This is a genomic window from Actinocorallia libanotica, assembly GCF_039525175.1.
In the GTDB taxonomy this organism is placed as follows: Bacteria; Actinomycetota; Actinomycetes; order Streptosporangiales; family Streptosporangiaceae; genus Actinocorallia; species Actinocorallia libanotica.
The window spans coordinates 41433-57146 of sequence record NZ_BAAAHH010000016.1 but is presented as its reverse complement, the minus strand read 5'-3'; the positions used below and the strand labels follow the sequence as shown (position 1 = coordinate 57146).

At 70.4% G+C, this 15714-nt stretch carries 15 protein-coding genes; 4 read left to right on the top strand and 11 right to left on the bottom strand.

Annotated features, from left to right (window positions below; translation table 11 throughout):
- Positions 1–109 precede the first annotated feature (109 nt).
- The 3 genes from ABD140_RS19880 to ABD140_RS19870 are packed head-to-tail and all read right to left on the bottom strand — an operon-like array spanning position 110 to position 3761.
- A complete protein-coding gene (locus ABD140_RS19880; protein ID WP_344242382.1) occupies positions 110–1582 on the bottom strand; it encodes a prenyltransferase/squalene oxidase repeat-containing protein in 1473 nt (490 codons plus the stop codon).
- Positions 1579–2421, bottom strand: coding sequence for a terpene synthase family protein (locus ABD140_RS19875; RefSeq protein ID WP_344242381.1), 843 nt, complete (start codon positions 2419–2421; stop codon positions 1579–1581). The genes ABD140_RS19880 and ABD140_RS19875 overlap by 4 nt, the downstream gene beginning before the upstream one ends.
- On the bottom strand, positions 2421–3761 hold the full coding sequence (locus ABD140_RS19870; protein WP_344242380.1) for a cytochrome P450: 1341 nt from the start codon (positions 3759–3761) through the stop codon (positions 2421–2423). Before ABD140_RS19870 ends, ABD140_RS19875 begins: the two co-directional genes overlap by 1 nt.
- Before the next feature lie 345 nt (positions 3762–4106).
- Between ABD140_RS19870 and ABD140_RS19865 the strand changes: the two genes are divergently transcribed.
- Positions 4107–5132, top strand: coding sequence for a polyprenyl synthetase family protein (locus ABD140_RS19865; RefSeq protein ID WP_344242379.1), 1026 nt, complete (start codon positions 4107–4109; stop codon positions 5130–5132).
- Between the two features lie 60 nt (positions 5133–5192).
- On the opposite strand, the gene ABD140_RS19860 is transcribed toward ABD140_RS19865, so the two are convergent.
- From ABD140_RS19860 to ABD140_RS19845, 4 genes are all read right to left on the bottom strand, one after another.
- The gene (locus ABD140_RS19860) at positions 5193–5567 is read right to left on the bottom strand and encodes a DUF742 domain-containing protein (RefSeq protein ID WP_344242378.1); all 375 of its coding nucleotides are present in this window, start codon (positions 5565–5567) and stop codon (positions 5193–5195) included.
- Entirely contained in the window at positions 5554–5973 is a 420-nt protein-coding gene (locus ABD140_RS19855; protein ID WP_344242377.1) for a roadblock/LC7 domain-containing protein, read from the bottom strand. Before ABD140_RS19855 ends, ABD140_RS19860 begins: the two co-directional genes overlap by 14 nt.
- A complete protein-coding gene (locus tag ABD140_RS19850; RefSeq protein ID WP_344242376.1) occupies positions 5970–8336 on the bottom strand; it encodes a sensor histidine kinase in 2367 nt (788 codons plus the stop codon). Before ABD140_RS19850 ends, ABD140_RS19855 begins: the two co-directional genes overlap by 4 nt.
- 114 nt (positions 8337–8450) lie before the next feature.
- Entirely contained in the window at positions 8451–8930 is a 480-nt protein-coding gene (locus ABD140_RS19845; protein WP_344242375.1) for a winged helix-turn-helix domain-containing protein, read from the bottom strand.
- A gap of 106 nt (positions 8931–9036) precedes the next feature.
- Between ABD140_RS19845 and ABD140_RS19840 the strand changes: the two genes are divergently transcribed.
- From ABD140_RS19840 to ABD140_RS19830, 3 genes are all read left to right on the top strand, one after another.
- Positions 9037–9567 carry a PH domain-containing protein gene (locus ABD140_RS19840; RefSeq protein ID WP_344242374.1) on the top strand — a complete coding sequence of 177 codons (531 nt, stop codon included), beginning with the start codon at positions 9037–9039 and terminating at the stop codon, positions 9565–9567.
- 63 nt (positions 9568–9630) lie between these two features.
- Positions 9631–10065, top strand: a complete 435-nt coding sequence (locus ABD140_RS19835) for a cupredoxin domain-containing protein (RefSeq protein ID WP_344242373.1) — start codon at positions 9631–9633, stop codon at positions 10063–10065.
- A complete protein-coding gene (locus ABD140_RS19830; protein WP_344242372.1) occupies positions 10065–11345 on the top strand; it encodes a hypothetical protein in 1281 nt (426 codons plus the stop codon). The genes ABD140_RS19835 and ABD140_RS19830 overlap by 1 nt, the downstream gene beginning before the upstream one ends.
- A 44-nt stretch (positions 11346–11389) precedes the next feature.
- Here ABD140_RS19830 and ABD140_RS19825 read toward each other — a convergent pair whose 3' ends face one another.
- The 4 genes from ABD140_RS19825 to ABD140_RS19810 all read right to left on the bottom strand — a co-directional run bounded on the left by ABD140_RS19825 (position 11390) and on the right by ABD140_RS19810 (position 15714).
- The gene (locus ABD140_RS19825) at positions 11390–12799 is read right to left on the bottom strand and encodes an NAD(P)/FAD-dependent oxidoreductase (protein WP_344242371.1); all 1410 of its coding nucleotides are present in this window, start codon (positions 12797–12799) and stop codon (positions 11390–11392) included.
- 88 nt (positions 12800–12887) lie between these two features.
- On the bottom strand, positions 12888–13655 hold the full coding sequence (locus ABD140_RS19820; protein WP_344242370.1) for an ABC transporter permease: 768 nt from the start codon (positions 13653–13655) through the stop codon (positions 12888–12890).
- Positions 13652–14479 carry an ABC transporter permease gene (locus tag ABD140_RS19815; protein WP_344242490.1) on the bottom strand — a complete coding sequence of 276 codons (828 nt, stop codon included), beginning with the start codon at positions 14477–14479 and terminating at the stop codon, positions 13652–13654. The genes ABD140_RS19820 and ABD140_RS19815 overlap by 4 nt, the downstream gene beginning before the upstream one ends.
- A 26-nt stretch (positions 14480–14505) precedes the next feature.
- Positions 14506–15714 carry an ABC transporter substrate-binding protein gene (locus ABD140_RS19810; protein WP_344242369.1) on the bottom strand — a complete coding sequence of 403 codons (1209 nt, stop codon included), beginning with the start codon at positions 15712–15714 and terminating at the stop codon, positions 14506–14508.

The window sequence follows — 15714 nt, the reverse complement described above, 5'->3', positions numbered from 1 at the left end:
TTGCAGGCAGAACCATAGCAACCAAGGCAGGTTCACTCAAAGCAAACGGGAAATCTCGGTCCACCCGCCGGGCATGGCGTTGAAATTTCCTCAAAGTACACGAAACCTCCTACCCGGTCAGCACTTCGGCACCGTCCGAAACCCCTGCCAGATGGGTCGCGGCCAGGACCGAAGCCCGGACAATGGCGGTCGGCGAGTAAAGGTCCTTGTCATGCCACAGCGCGGGGTGCCCATCCCCCCCGCACAGGAGATACCGGCCGCCGGAACGCAGGGCCGCACGACGCTCCCGGCCTGTCACACCGCCGGTCAGCGCGAGAATCTGCACCGCGTAGGAGGTCTCCTCCGCGGTCCCGCCCCATATCCCCCACGAGCCGTCCTCACGCTGCGTGTCCAGAACCCACCGGACCGCCCTGGTGACGGCCTCGGCGGCACCTTCCCCGCCGAATTCATGAAGTGACAGCGCGGCGCAGAAGGTGGAGTAGTAAGGGGAGGCATGCCAGCGGTCACTCCAGTGACCTTCACCACACTGCTGCTCTCGCAACCAATTCGCGACCTTCTCCACGGCCGAGAGGTAACGAGCCTCCGGGCGGAACCGGGAGTAGGTCCCGAACGCCTCCAGAACGTGCGCGTTGGTGGTGATGGAGCGTCCGTCCTCGCCGCCGGGCCAGGTGCGGAAGTGGGTGTCGGTCTCATAGCCCCACAGCGCGTCCGGGGCCGTCGGGCGGCCGAGCAGCGCCAGGGCCGACAGCGCGACGGAGGTGGTGTCGGCGTCGGGAGGCAGTCCGTCCGCGGTGGGGGCGCCGTCCGGGCCGAGGGTCTCCAGCAGCCCGCACACCAGCTCCGGATGCGGCGCGAAGTCCAGCCCCGCCCTGGCCAGCCAGCCCAGGACCCAGCCGCGCTCGAACGTGGTGATCGGCAGTCCCACCGGCACCGGACCGCCGTGCTGGCGTACCGCGGTCTCCAGGAACCGCCGGGCCGGGTCGAACCGGTCCGGCTCCCGCCTTCCCAGCCAGGCGGCGGTGGCCGCGGGCGAGGCGCCGACCGTCCCGGTCCGCTCCCGCCGCGCGTGGGGCAGCCCCGCGGCCTTGGGCCCGAGCACCTCCAGCGCGTGCCACAGCTTGTCCGGCACCGGACCGCCGCCGACGAAGGCCGCCTCGACCAGTTCGAGCCTGCCGTCGTCGAGTACTCCGGGCAGCGGCAGCGGGTCGCCGATCCGGGCGTTGACCGCCCTGACCAGCGAGGTCGCGATCATCTCGATCGCCGGCATGTCGGGCAGCGGGGGCGGCTGGCTCAGATGGCGACGCAGGAAGGCCAGGCCCCGTTCGCACGCCGCCGCCGCCCGCGGCCCCTCGCCCAGCAGCGCCTCGACCGCGCTGAGCGTGGGGACCAGTGCGTACCCGGGGTCCGGAACGCCCCACGAACCGTCGGCGCGCTGGGAGTCGAGGAGAAAGGAGACACGTGCCTCGTGGCCGGTGAGCCAGGGGGTGAACGAGACGACCCTGCCGGTCTCGTAGACCGACGGGGAGACCTGGCCCCAGGGCTGTGCGAGCAGCCCGTCCACGAGTTCCTGCGCCGTGATCAATGTGCTCCCCAGAAGTCCGTCACTCCGTAGAAGCCCGAGCAGAAGGCCATCTGCCTTTGCATGTACTGCGCGTACTCGGACGGCAGCGGGGCCAGCAGCTCCTCGGCCTCGGCGACCAGCACGGGGACCCGCGCCTCGACCTCGGCCTGCTCCACATCGAGCAGGAGCGCGTTCAGATCGCCCCACTTGCGATCGCGCTCGACCGTGCCGAGGTCGTTGAGCAGCCGGATCACCCGCTGGACCGCCCAGGAGGCCGCCCTGACCTGCGCCACGTCACCGCCGCCGCCCTGGGCGATCCAGTGGGTGGCGAAGACGAAGGAGAAGCCCAGGTTGTCGGCGTTGGCGAGATACTCGGTGAAGCCGGGCCGGTGCCCCTCGTCCTTCCAGCGCCATTCCAGGGCCATGCCCTCCAGCACCAGGTCGAGTTCCTCCCGCCACACGCCGCCCAGTTCGGCGAAGGCCGGCATCGCCGCGAGCTCCACCCGGATGTCGGCCAGGAACCGGGCCAGGTCGTCCCCGGGCGCCGCCGGGCCGCCGTCGGCGACCGGACCCAGCCGGGCGAGCACCCCGTCCACCTCCGCGCGGGATCCTGCGGCGTAGTCCATGATCCAGTCCAGGCCGAAGGACCAGAGGGTCGCCCGGTTGGCCATGCGCAGCCCCGCCGCGTCCAGCCACGGCCCGCTGAAGGCCATGGCCAGGGCGAGCGTGCTGTGCAGGACGGGGTCGAAGGCGTCCGCCTTGAACAATCCCGGATACTCCGCGGCCCAGGCGCCCATCTGCCGCTGGGACTGGCCGGCCACCGCGCAGACGCGGCCGTCGGCTCTGGCGTCGGAGCTCATCACACCGGCCGCAGGATCATCTGCACCTTCTCCTTCACCCGCACCGAGGCCGCGAGCTGGGGAGTGACCTTCGAGGGCGTTGCCTTCACCAGGCGGAACCTGGTGAGCAGGCTCGCGATGGCGATCGTCGCCTCGGCCAGGAAAAGGTGGTTGCCCAGGCACTGGTGGCCGCCGCCGCCGAAGGGGAAGTAGGCGTACCGGTGCGGGGGCTTCCGGCCGGGCGCGAACCGGTCGGGGTCGAACTCGTGCGGCCGGTCCCAGATCAGCGGGTGCCGGTGGGTGAGGTACTGGCTGATGACGATGTCGGCGCCCTTCTCGATGCGCACCCCGTCGATGACGTCCTCCTCCAGCGCGCCCCGGGTCAGCGCCCAGGCGACCGGCATGCACCGCAGCATCTCGTCGATGACCTGGCGGGTGTACACCAGCCTCGGCAGGTGCTCGGCGGCCAGGGGGCCGCCGCCCACGACCTCCTCGATCTCCGCGACGAGCCGCTCGTAGACCTCCGGGTTGTCGGCCAGCGTGGGCCACACCCAGGTCAGCGCCACCGACGTGGTCTCGGTCGCCGCGCCGTACACGCCGCAGAAGTTGTCGCGCAGGAACGAGGTCGGGACCTCCTGGCCCTCGGGCATCTCGCGGTCGAGCAGGACGGTCAGCAGGTCGTCCTGCTCCTGGACCGCCCGCTCCCGCGCGATGGGCATCATCGCGTCGTCGAAGGTCTTCACGGCCTGCGCGAAGGCGCGGTCCTGGGGACGGGGCATCCACCCGGGCAGGAAGGGCGTGAACAGCCGGGGCAGTATCGCCTTGACGATGACGTCGCTGGCGTGGGCCAGCTCCGCCACCTGCCGGGGGTTGATCCGCTGCCCGAAGACCAGGCCGACGATCGCCTTGTTGACCACCGAGCCCATGAGCGTGGCCACGTCGATCGGCTCGCCCTTGCGGGCCGGCTCGACCGCCTCGTCGAGCCCCTCGTTGATCAGCGTGATCATGCGGTCGGTCACCGACCTGATGTACCGCGAGGTGAACATCGGCTGCATGGTGCGCCTGCTGAGCTGCCAGTCCTCCTCGCTCTCGCCGAGGATCCCGTTGCCGAACAGCCGGAACAACGGCGTGTAGAACATGCTTTCGCGGATGTAGTTGTCGGCGTTGGTCTTCAGCACATGCTGAATATGCTCGGGCTTGACCAGCAGGTAAGGACTGAGAACCTTGGCGTCAAGACGGACGACCTCGCAGTTCGCCGCAAGGCCGATTCGTTCGAATTCAGCGAGAAAATTTTGGGACAGCCGGGGGATCGATCGGTAGACGGGAATCCTTCGCGCCTCTCGTGCCGGCTTTACAGCCATGTCGAGCACCATCGACCAACGCCTCTCTCCGTGGAGCCTGCGCGACTAATTCAGCTACTGGCAAGATCTTAACGAATCAGACATTCCGGATTCTTTCATGATCGTTTACCCGCTTCAAGGGGGTGTAATGATAACAAAACAGACAAGTCTGTGTGATGCTAATCACTATCCATCACCCCGCGAAAGTGTATGATCAACAGTCAGTGACAACCCATTCAAGTAATCACGGAACGAAGTCGCGCACTTCCCGAAAGTTATTTACGTAAAATCTGCGATAACAGCTTCTTTTAGAGAGTCATCTTTGGGACCCTTTGAATCACCGCGCCCTCGAGCAGAAGGCAAACCATGACGATCGACCTCACTGCTCCGCCCGTAGAAGTAACGGAGCTGCTGGAGAGCACCCGGCGGCGGATTCGCCCCGCCGTACAGAAGGCGGTGGAGCGGCTCCAGCCGGTTCCGCGGCAGATATCGGAATTCACCTTCGGCTGGCGCGAGGCCGACGGCACGCCGCGCGGCGACGACGAGGGAAAGGGAGTGCGCCCGACGCTGGCCGGGCTGTCCGCCGCGGCGGCCGGCGGGGACGCCGCGGACGCGGTGCCGGGAGCGGTGGCCGTGGAGCTCGTGCACGCCTTCTCACTGGTGCACGACGACATCATGGACGAGGACGAGACGCGGCGGCACCGGATGACCGCGTGGAAGGCCTACGGTGTCGGCCCCGCGATCCTGGCCGGTGACGGCCTCCTGGCACTGGCGCTGGACACCCTGGCCCGGACGGGCGACGCCGCCGCGGTGGGCCGACTGACCTCGGTGCTGGTGGAGCTCGTCAACGGGCAGGCGGCCGACACCTCCTTCGAACACCGGCCTTGGAGCGGTCCCGAAGCGGTCACCGTCGAGGAGTACCGCGCGATGGCCGTGGGCAAGACCGCGTCGCTGCTGGGGTGCGCGGCGGCGCTCGGCTGGCTGCTGGGCGGGGGCGACCGCGAGGACGCGGAGAAGATGGATCGGATGGGCCGCCACCTGGGATTGGCGTTCCAGGCCGTGGACGACCTGCTCGGCATCTGGGGCGAGCCGGAGGTCACCGGGAAGGCCGTCCACAACGACCTGCGCCAGGGCAAGAAGAGCCTGCCGGTCATCGCCGCACTGCGGTCCGGGGACGAGGAACTGGCGCTCCTGCTCAAGGCGCGGCCCGCGGACGGGCGGGAGGCGCACCGGGCGGCGCTGCTGATCGAACGGGCGGGCGGGCGCGCCTACACCGAAGAGCTCGCGGAGCAGGAGACGGCGGCGGCGATGGAGATCATCGACGGGATCGGCGGGGGCTGCGGCGCCGAGCTGGCGGCGCTGGCCCGGTACGTCGTCTCGCGGCGCGCCTAGCGGAGCCGGGAAGCGGGCATCCGCCGAGGGGCGGGCGAAACGCCCCCCCAAGGCCATGGCTCACAGCGCCTTGAGGTCCTCCAGGACCCGCTGGAGGAGCGCCTGGTCGGCCTGCACCATGCGGCGGCCGGGCTTGCGCACCTCCAGCAGGTTCAGATGGCACAGCTCGCCGGCGAGCACCTTCACCACGCCGAGCGGCAGGTCGAGGTCCGACGCGAGGTCCGCGACCGCCGCCGGCTGCCAGCACAGGGCCAGCAGGTGCGTCTCCTCCCGGGAGAGCCGCCGGTCGGGAGGCGGCTCCCGACCGGTCGCGCACAGCAGGGACACCAGGTCGAGCGTGATGCCCCGGGGCTGGGTGCGGCCCCGGACCATCGCGTAGGACCGGACGATCGGCCCCGCCTCCTCATCGACCCAGCGCTCGTCAAATCTGCCCATCGCCGGCCCCCGGCTGCCGCGGCGCCGCCGAGAGCAGCCTGCGCACCCGCTTGACCAGCATCGACATCTCGTAGGCGACCAGCCCGGCGTTGGCGTCGGCCTGGCTCAGCACCGCCAGGCAGCTCCCGCTGCCCGCCGCCGCCACGAAGAACAGGCCGGTGTCCAGCTCGACGATCGTCTGGCGGACCTCGCCCGCGCCGAAGTGCACCCGGGTCCCGCCGGCCAGGCTGTGCAGCCCGGAGGCCAGGGCCGCCAGGTGGTCGCCCTCCTCCCGGCTCACCCCCTGGGAGACGCCCATCACCAGCCCGTCCCGGGACAGGACGATGGCCTTGCGCACTTCACCGACCCGGTTGACCAGGTCGTCCAGCAGCCAGCTCAGCTCGGTGGCCGCACGGGTGTTGCTCATGATCCGTATCCGTCCTCGTCGTTCTCGTTCCGGGCCCGCTGCCAGCCCGCCTGCAGCGAACTGAAAAGGTTACGGCTGATCTCGGGGTCGCGGTCGTCCGGTTCCTGCTGTTCGGCCTCGGGCGCCGCCAGCGGGGTCTGGCGCAGCTGCGGGGCCAGGCTGTTCTGCCGGACGCGGCGGGGCAGCCCGCCCTCCTCGCTCGGCGGGACGACGCTGGAGGCGGCGCCCGCGGGGGCGAGGGCCGGGGGCGCGGACGGCCGTACCGGAGCCGACGGCCGCATCGGGGCCGGGGCGGGGGCCGGGGAGGCCGCGGGGGACGGCGGGAGGGAGGGCACCGGCCAGGGACCGGAGTCCGCCGGCACGGGCCAGGGGCCGGAGTCCGCCGGCGCCGGGCCGGGACGGCCCGCCTCGATCGAGGGCTGCTCGTCGCCGATCGCCGACTCCGGCACGATCAGCGAGTGCGGCATCACCACGACCGCGCTGACCCCGCCGTACGCCGAGGGCTGCAGCGTCACCTTGATGCCGTGCCGCGCCGCCAGCCGCGAGACCACGAACAGGCCGAGCCGGTCGGTGTCGGCCAGGTCGAACTCCGGCGCCTTGGCCAGGCGCTCGTTGAGCTCGGCGAACTCCGCGGGGGTCAGGCCCACGCCCCGGTCGACGATCTCCACGGCGAACCCGTTGCCCACGACCTCGCCGTGCACCAGCACCTCGGTGGGCGGCGGGGAGTAGGCGGTGGCGTTCTCGATGAGCTCGGCCAGCAGGTGGATGACGTCGGTGACGGCGGCGCCGGTGAGCGCCACCGGGGAGAGCGACACCGCCTCGACCCGGGTGTAGTCCTCGACCTCGGCGACCGCGCCGCGCAGCACGTCGGACATGTGCACCGGCTTGCTCCAGGAGCGGCCGGGCGCCGCGCCCGAGAGGATGATGAGGCCCTCGGCGTGCCGCCGCATGCGGGTGGTGAGGTGGTCGAGCTGGAACAGGTCGTTGAGGGTGTCGGGGTCGGGCGCCTTGCGCTCCAGCGCGTCCAGCATGCGCAGCTGCCGGTGCAGCAGCGACTGGCTGCGCCAGGCGAGGTTGAGGAAGACGCGGCTGATGCCCTTGCGCAGGTGCGCCTCGCCGACCGCGGTCTGCATGGCGGTGTTCTGCACCCGGTTGAACGCGTCGGCGACCCGGGCGATCTCGGTGGTGCGCGCGCCGATGTCCAGCGGCGGCACCTCCCGTTCCACCTCGACGGTCTCACCGCGCCGCAGCCGGCCGACGACCCAGGGCAGGCGCCGCTCGGCCAGTTCCCGCGCGGCGCTCTGCAGCTGCCCGATCTCCCGGGTGAGGCTGCGCACGAGCGTCACGGTCAGCAGGATGGACGCGACGACCGCCAGCAGGCCGACGCCGGCGGCGATGGACAGGCGCCAGATGACGCGGTCCCCGATCGGCTCGGCGTCGCCCTTGAGGATCGCGCCGGACTTGTTGATGTTGGTCTCCCACAGCGCGAGGAGCTGCTCGATCGTGCCCGGCCACTCCTGCGCGACCGAGGCGGGCAGCCGGCCCGAGCGGGTGTCCTCGGTCGCGGCGATCGCCTTCTCCAGCTTGACGAGGCCGGCGTACTGGGGGGATCCGACGACCTCCGCCATCAGGGGCCCCACCTCGCTCCCCAGGTCCTTCTGCGACATCCGGGTCATCTGCTGCTGCCCGGCGGAGAGGACGGCGAAGTTCTGGATCTGCTCCCTGGTCAGGCGCCCGTCGCCCGCGAGGGCGGCGCTGACCATGACGTCCTCCTGCATGACGAACTCGCGCGCCCAGGTGTAGGAGATGAGCGCGCTGCTCTTGCGGTAGAGCTCGACGTCGTCGGCCAGGACGAGGGAGTCGAAGACGCTGAGCGAGGCCATGGTCGGCCGGGTGTAGGCGGTGGAGATCTCGTCGACGTCGATCTCCTGCTCGTCGACGCGTCCGCGGAGCTCGGCCAGCTTGTTGAGCTCGACGTTGAAATCGTCGATGAGCCCGGCGGTGCGGTCGCCGACCACGTCGCGCATCTCGTCGGTCAGCACCTTCTCGCGGTAGGCGGCCACGTACTTGTCGACCTCGCCGCGCACCATGAGGAGCTGCTGGTAGACCTGGCCGTCGTTGCCCTGGCCGCTCGCGACGTGGACGGCGCTGAGCTTGCGCTCGTACTGCAGCGTCCCCATCAGGGACGCCGCGGCCAGCCCGATGCCGTCGTACGCCGTGTCGATCCGGAACTTGCCCTGCGCGTCGGGGAAGGTGAGGGACAGGGCGAAACCCCACAGGCCCAGGAGCGAGAGCAGGGGGATGACCAGCAGCAGGGCGATCCGGGCCCGGATGCTGCGCATCCGGGGCTTGAGCAGAGCCATGGCAACCTGCGCAATCCTGTAATAGCCGTCACCCGTCGTTCGGAAAGCTCATGTTGCACTTCGGGCGCATCACAGGTCAACCTGCCCCAAACTCAACAAACGCGTCAGCGTAAGTCAGCGCTTGGTGTACATGTAGCCCAGCCTCCGGACCGTGACGATCCGTTCGCGGTATCCCCCGAGCTTGCTGCGGAGCCGGTGGATGTGCACGTCCACCGTGCGCAGGGATCCGGCGTCGGTGTGGCCCCACACCGCCCGCAGGAGCTGGCCCCGCGAGTGGACCCGGCCAGGACTGGCCGTCAGGTGCGTCAGCAGTTCGAATTCCTGGTAGGTCAGCGGGATGACGCGCCCGTCCGCCCGCACGGAGCGGGCCACCGGGTCGACGACCAGGCCGTCGTCCTGGGCGGGCGAGGGGAGTCCGGGGATCGGGGCGGAGAATCCGGGCAGCGGGGACGCCCCGCTGCCGGTGTCCAGGTCCACGAGGTGGCCGACGACCACCAGCGCGGTGCGGGTGCCCTCCATGGGGACGACGCCGAGCAGCCGCCCCTCACCGGGGGCCAGACCCTCGACCTTGGCGGCGAATGTTGTGGAATCCATGACGCCATATTACCCACTTAGTTGGTCGAGTTTATAGGCTTAGTGCGGCCGAACCCGGCACCGCCGGACCGGGGCGGCGGGCCGCTCGTGTGCGATGCTGAAAGGCGTGCGCTTCAACCAGGTGATGGTCGTCCGGGAACGGACCAGGGCCCGTGTGTTCCGCAAGTACCTCATGGCGAACGAGGGCAACGTCATCGCGGTGCGCCGCCACCCGGCCGTGCTGCTGCGCTACTTCTGCGAGACGATCGGCGGGCTCGTCGTCGCCGGCGCCCTCACCGGCTGGCTCGGCGGCGGCATGGCGGCCGCCGTCGTCTGGGTCGCCTGGCTCCTGGTGCTGGGCCGGCTGCTGTGGAAGCTGCTCACCTGGACGGTGGAGTTCTTCATCGTCACCGACCTGCGCCTCATGTACATCCGCGGCCTCATCGCCCGCCGCGTCGGCATGATCCCCCGCGGCAAGGTCACCGACATCAAGATGGAGCGCACCGTGCTCGGCGAGATCCTGGACTACGGCACCTTCATCATGGAGAGCGCCGGAGACGACCAGGCGTTCCGCGAGGTGACCTTCATGCCCTACCCCGAGCAGCTCTACTACGAGGTCTCCTCGGCCATCTTCTCCGCCGAGAGCATCGACGACTGACCGGCTCCCTCGGGGGTCCCTAGACTGACCGGCACCAGCTTCCCCCGAGCTCAGGAGTGCCTCGTGTTCCGCGCCCGCGCCCTCGCCCCCGTTCTCGCGCTGTCCCTCCTCGCCGCCGCCTGCGGCGGCGAGGAGGAGAAGGAGGCCGCCCCCTCCCCCGCCGCCTCGTCGGCGCCGGCGTCCGAGCCGGCCGCGAGCGCCCCGGCCACCGGGACCCCGGAGGAGCCCGCCTTCGACGGGACGCTGATCAAGGTGGCCGTCAACGGGAGCAAGGTAGCGCCCCGCCCGTCCACCCACAAGATCGCCAAGGGCGGCAAGGTGCGCATCGAGGTCACCAGCGACAAGGCCGACGAGCTGCACGTCCACGGTTATGACAGGACCGCCGCCCTCAAGGCCGGCGAGACCGCGGTGGTCGAGTTCACCGCCGACCAGAGCGGCAGGTTCGAGGTCGAGACCCACGACTCCGGGCTGCTGCTGTTCAACCTCGAGGTCTCCTGATGGTCCTCGCCCACGGGATCGGCGGCCGCCAGGACCTGCCGATCCCCCTGTCGTTCCTGCTGGCCGGGGCGGCGCTGGCCGTCCTGGTCTCCTTCATGGCGGTGGGCGTGCTGTGGCGCGACTCCCGCTTCGACGGGGAGAAGGGCCGGCCCGTCCCCGCCGGGCTGCAGTCCTTCGCCGACGCGCGCGCCACCCGGTTCGCCCTGCGGCTGATCGGCGCGGTCGCCGCCGCCCTGACCGTCGCCGCCGCCCTGTTCGGCGCGGAAGGCGCGGCCAACCCCGCGCCCTGGACCGTCTACGTCCTGTTCTGGGTGGGCCTGGTCCCGCTGTCGCTGCTGTTCGGGCCGGTGTGGCGGCTGCTGAACCCGTTGCGGGCGGTGCACGCGGGGCTCTCCCTGATCAGCGGGGGCAGGCCGCTGGCGCAGCTGCCGCCCTGGCTCGGCTACTGGCCCGCCGCCGTCGGCCTGTTCGCCTTCACGTGGCTGGAGCTCATCCCGCCCGACCGCGAGGAGGGGTGGGCGCTGCTCGCCTGGTTCGCGGTGTACGCGGTCGTCATGGTCGTCGGCTCGCTGGTGTTCGGCGCCGCGTTCTTCGACAAGGGCGACCCGTTCGAGGTCTACTCCGCGCTCATCGGCCGGCTGTCCCCGCTGGGCCGCCGCGACGACGGCCGGCTGGTGCTGCGCAACCCGTTCGACGGGCTGGCCGGGCTGAAGGCCGCGCCGGGACTGGTCGCGGTCGTGTGCGTGATGCTCGGCTCCACCGCCTACGACGGGTTCTCCCGCTCCCCGTGGTGGGTCGGCCAGGTGCAGTCGGGGCCGCTGCCGCGCGTCCTGATGGGCACGCTCGGGCTGGCCGTGCTGGTGGGCCTCGTGGCGCTCACCTACTGGCTGTGCACCCGCCTCATCGGCCCCGGAGCCCCGGGAGCGCTGGCCCCGTCGCTGATCCCCATCGCGGTCGGCTACCTGGTCGCGCACTACTTCACCCTGCTGTTCTTCGGCGGCCAGCAGGCGCTGAAGCTGTGGACGGACCCGTTCGTCACCCAGGCCGACTACCTCGGAACCCGCGGCTGGGTCATCGACTACCAGATGCTCAGCGACACCGCCCAGGCCGTCATCCGGGCCGGGGCGGTGGTGGTCGGGCACGTCCTCGGCGTGTTCGCCGCGCACGACCGGGCCGTCGCGCTGCTGCCCAGGAACCGCGCCCTGACCGGGCAGCTCCCGCTGCTGCTGCTGATGGTCTTCTACACCGTCGGGGGTCTGGCGCTGCTGTTCGCCACCTGACGGCGCGGGTGCCGGGCGGCTCCTCCGCCCGGCGCCCGTCCGCCTCAGCTGTCGAAGCCCAGCCCGAAGCGGTCCAGGGTGCGCAGCCACAGGTTGCGCCTGCCCTGGTTGGCGTCGGCGCGGGCGATGGACCAGCGGGTGAGCTGGATCGCTCCGAACCGCAGCGGCTCGGGCGGGAACGGCAGCGGCTTGTCCGCGACCATCGCCAGCCGCGCCCGTTCGGCCCGCTCCCGCGTCGCGGGCCCCACTCCCAGGTGGTCGAGCATGACCTGGGCGCCGAACCTCGCGGCGCCCACGCCCAGTCCGGTGTAGCCGACGGCGTAGGCGAGCCGGCCGCCCATCGCCCTGCCGTAGAACGCGCAGAACCTGCTGCAGGTGTCGATCACTCCGCCCCAGCTGTGCGTGAAGGTCACCCCTTCGAGTTGCGGGTAAGTGGTGAAGAAGTGCCTCGACAGACGCGCGAACGTCTCCGGACGCGACTCCAGCTCCGCGCGGATGCCGTTGCGGAAGTGGTAGATCGCGTCGTAGCCGCCCCACAGGATGCGGTTGTCCGACGTCAGCCGGTAGTAGTGGAACTGGTTGGCCGCGTCCGACAGCCCCTGCCTGTTGCACCAGCCCAGCTCGTCCAGCCGGGCCTGCGACAGCGGCTCCGTCATGAGGGCGTAATCGTAGACGGGCACCAGGTAGTGCTTGAGTCGCTTCAGCAGCGGCGGGAAGGCACCGGTGCCCAGCGCGACCTTACGGGCCCGGATCCGACCGTAGGGCGTTCGCAGGAGAACTCCCCGGCGCTCTCCTTCCAGTGAGGTGACAGGTGTGCGCTCGTAGATGCGGACGCCCAGCGCGGCGCAGGCGTCACGCAGCCCCCACGCGAGCCGGGCGGGGTGGAGCATGGCCGCCCCCTCCACGTCCCAGAGGCCGCCCAGATAGGTGGGCGAGTCCACCTCCGCGCGCATCTCGTCCTGGTCCAGCAGCCGCATGTCGTGGCCGAGCGCGGTGCCGTAACGCGCCTCCCGCGCCAGTTCGGGCAGTTGCCAGCGCTCGGTGGCGACCTTCAGCTCGCCGGTGAACTCGAATTCGCAGTCGATTCCGTACCGCGTGACGGCGGCGGCGATCTCCGCCAGGTTCTCCTTGCCGAGCCGCTCCAGCGTCCTGATCTGGCGCGGCCAGCGTTCCATTCCGTTCCACAGGCCGTGGGTGAGGGAGGCGGCGCAGAAGCCTCCGTTGCGGCCGGACGCCGCCTCCCCCGCGAGGTCCGCGTCGACCAGCACCACGTCCAGTGCCGGGTCGCGTTCCTTGGCCAGCAGGGCGGTCCACAGACCGGTGTAGCCGCCTCCGATGACGGCCAGGTCGCAGGCGGTCGTCTCCACCAGCGAGGGACAGGGCTCGGGACGAGCCGGATCTTGCAGCCAGAACGGTGTCGGCTCCGCCTCGGCGAGAGCCTTGAGCGCGTTCACATTCCCTTCTCCTGTGTCCCCTGGGCCCCGGCCGGGGTCCGCGCCACGGCGGCGCGCTGCCTTCCCCGGCCGGGACTAGGGCCACGTGTCAGGTCTTCCTGCGGCGTGCGCCGACCACGTTGACGATCGCGATCAGGACGCCGATGGCGAAGATCAACGTGCCCATCACGTTGACCTGGGGCGGGGTTCCCGTACGGGTGGAGCTCCACACCCACAGCGGGAACGTCACGGTCGTCCCGCTGGTGAAGTTGGTGATGACGAAGTCGTCGATGGACAGGGCGAAGGCCAGCAGCGCGCCGGCGAGCACCCCCGGCCGGACCATCGGCAGGGTGACCAGGCGGAAGACCTCCCAGCGCGAGGCGCCGAGGTCGGCGGCGGCCTCCTCCAGCGCCGGATCCAGGCCCACCGCCCGGGCCCGCACCGTCACCGCCACGAACGCGACGGAGAACATCACGTGCGCGGCCACGATCGTCCCGATGCCGCGCGGGATGTTCAAGGTGACGAACATCGACAGCAGGGACGCGCCCATCACCAGCTCCGGCGAGGCGATCGCGGCGAACAGCACGATGTTCGCCGCGCCCTTCCCGCGGAAGCGGTGGCGGCCCAGCGCCAGGCCGATCAGCGTGCCCAGGACCGTGGTGATCAGAGTGCTCAGCACCGCGATGACCAGCGAGTTCACCAGCGCCCGGGTGAGGTCGGGCTTGTCGAACAGGTGGGCGTACCACCGGAGCGTGAAGCCCTCCCAGACGAAGTTCTGCCGGGAGGCGGTGTCGTTGAAGCCGAAGGCGATCATCACCGCGATCGGCAGGGCCAGCCAGGCGATGAGGACCCAGGTGTAGACGCGCAGCGCCCTCATCGCCTGGCCGCCTCGAGCACGTCCTCGGTCCCCAGCGCCCTGGCGTACAGGAAGACGCCGGCGAGCAGGATCGCCATCAGCGTGAACGACAGCGCCGAGGCCGTCGGGTAGTCGTTGTTGACGAAGTACTCCGTCCAGATGATGTTGCCGATCATCACGTTCTCCGTGCCGCCGAGGACCTCGGCGTTGACGTAGTCGGCCGAGGCCGGCACGAACGTCATGATCGCCCCGGCGAACACCCCCGGCAGCGACAGCGGCAGGACCACCCGCAGGAACGTCTGCGCCCGGGAGGCGTACAGGTCCCGCGCCGCCTCCAGCATCCGGGGGTCGAGGCGCTCCAGCGCCACGTAGATCGGCAGCGCCATGAACGGCAGGAAGTTGTACGTCAGGCCCGCGACCACCGCGAACGTGGTGCCCAGGACGTGGAAGCCGTCCGGCAGCACGCCCCACCCCTTCAGCGTGCCGAGCACGATCCCGTTGTCGGCGAGCACGAACTTCCACGACACCGTGCGCAGGACGAACGACACGAAGAAGGGCAGCAACAGCAGCAGCAGGTACACCGACTTGCGCCTGCCCGCCCGGAACGCGATCCAGGCCGCGGCCGGGTAGGCCAGCAGCAGGCAGGCGACGGTCGCCAGCAGGCCGTACCAGAGCGACCGGACGAACTTGTCGCCGTACAGCTCCAGCCCTTCGGTGTAGTTCCGCCAGCGGAGCACCTGGTCGAAGCCGTCGACGACGTTCCCCGTCATCAGCGAGAACGACGCCATCAGCACCAGCGGGACGGCGAAGAACGCCAGCAGCCACAGCCCGCCGGGCAGGACCATCAGATAGGGGGCGAGCCGACCGCGCACTAGGAGTCCTGCACGATCGGCGTGAAGATCTTCTGGTACTGCTCCTTCTCCTCCTGGGAGAGGGTGCGGTAACGGCGCAGCCGCGCCAGGTCGGCCTCGGCGGGGTAGACCAGCGGGTTCTCCAGGAACTCCGTCAGCTCCGCCTTCTCCTCGCCGCTCGCGGCGTCGGCCTTGCGCCGCAGGACGTCCTTGGTGCCGGGGACGGGCGTGATGTAGGTGACGAACTCCGTCAGCGGCGCGTTGACCTCCGGGTCGCACAGGTAGTCGATCATCTTCAGCGCGTCGACCGGGTTCTCGGCGGTACGCGGGATGCACAGGTTGTCGGTCCAGATCGTGCCGCCCTCCTCGGGGATGACGAACTCGACCTCGGGCCCGGCCAAGCTGTAGGCGTCCCCGGACCAGGCCATCGTCAGCCACACGTCGCCCTTGGTGACGGCCTCGATGTAGTCCTGGAAGTAGTACTTGCGCACCAGCGGGCGCTGCTCGCGCAGCTTGGCGGCGGCCTTCTCCCAGTCGGCGGGCGTGGACTTCTCCGGGTCCGCGCCGGTGAGGAACATGCCGGCGCTGCCCAGCTCCTGGCTGTCGCCCATCATGCCGATCTTGCCCTTGTACTTCGGGTTCAGCAGGTCGGACCAGCTGGTGATCGGCTCCTTGACGTACTTGGTGTTGTACGCGATGCCCGTGATCCCCGACATGTAGGGGACGGTGAAGGTGTTGCCCGGGTCGTAGGCGGGGTCCTTGAACGACGCGCCGACGTTCGCCGCGAAGTTCGGCAGCCGGGAGTGGTCCAGCGGGGCCAGGTAGCCCAGCCGGCGGCACTGCTCCAGCTGGATGCCGTTGGTGATCACCATGAGGTCGAAGCCGATCGACTGCCCGGCGCGCAGCGGCTCGTTGATCTTGCCGAACCACTCGGAGGTCTCGTTGATGACCTCCTTGTAGTCCACCTCGATGCCGGTGGCCTTGGTGAAGTTCTTCAAGGTGGCGCGGTCGTCCTCGACGTAGCCGACCCAGTTGGCCCAGCTCAGCCGCCCGTTCTGGCTCTTTCCCCGCCAGAACTCCGCGGCCTCGGAGGCGGTGACCTTCTCCCCGCCGCCCTGTCCGCCGACGCCGCAGGCCGCGGCGGCCAGCCCGAGGCCGCCCAGCCCCACCAGCCGGAGGAAGTCGCGGCGGTGGGTCATGCCGCGCCGCAGGAGGGGGTCGTGCTTCAT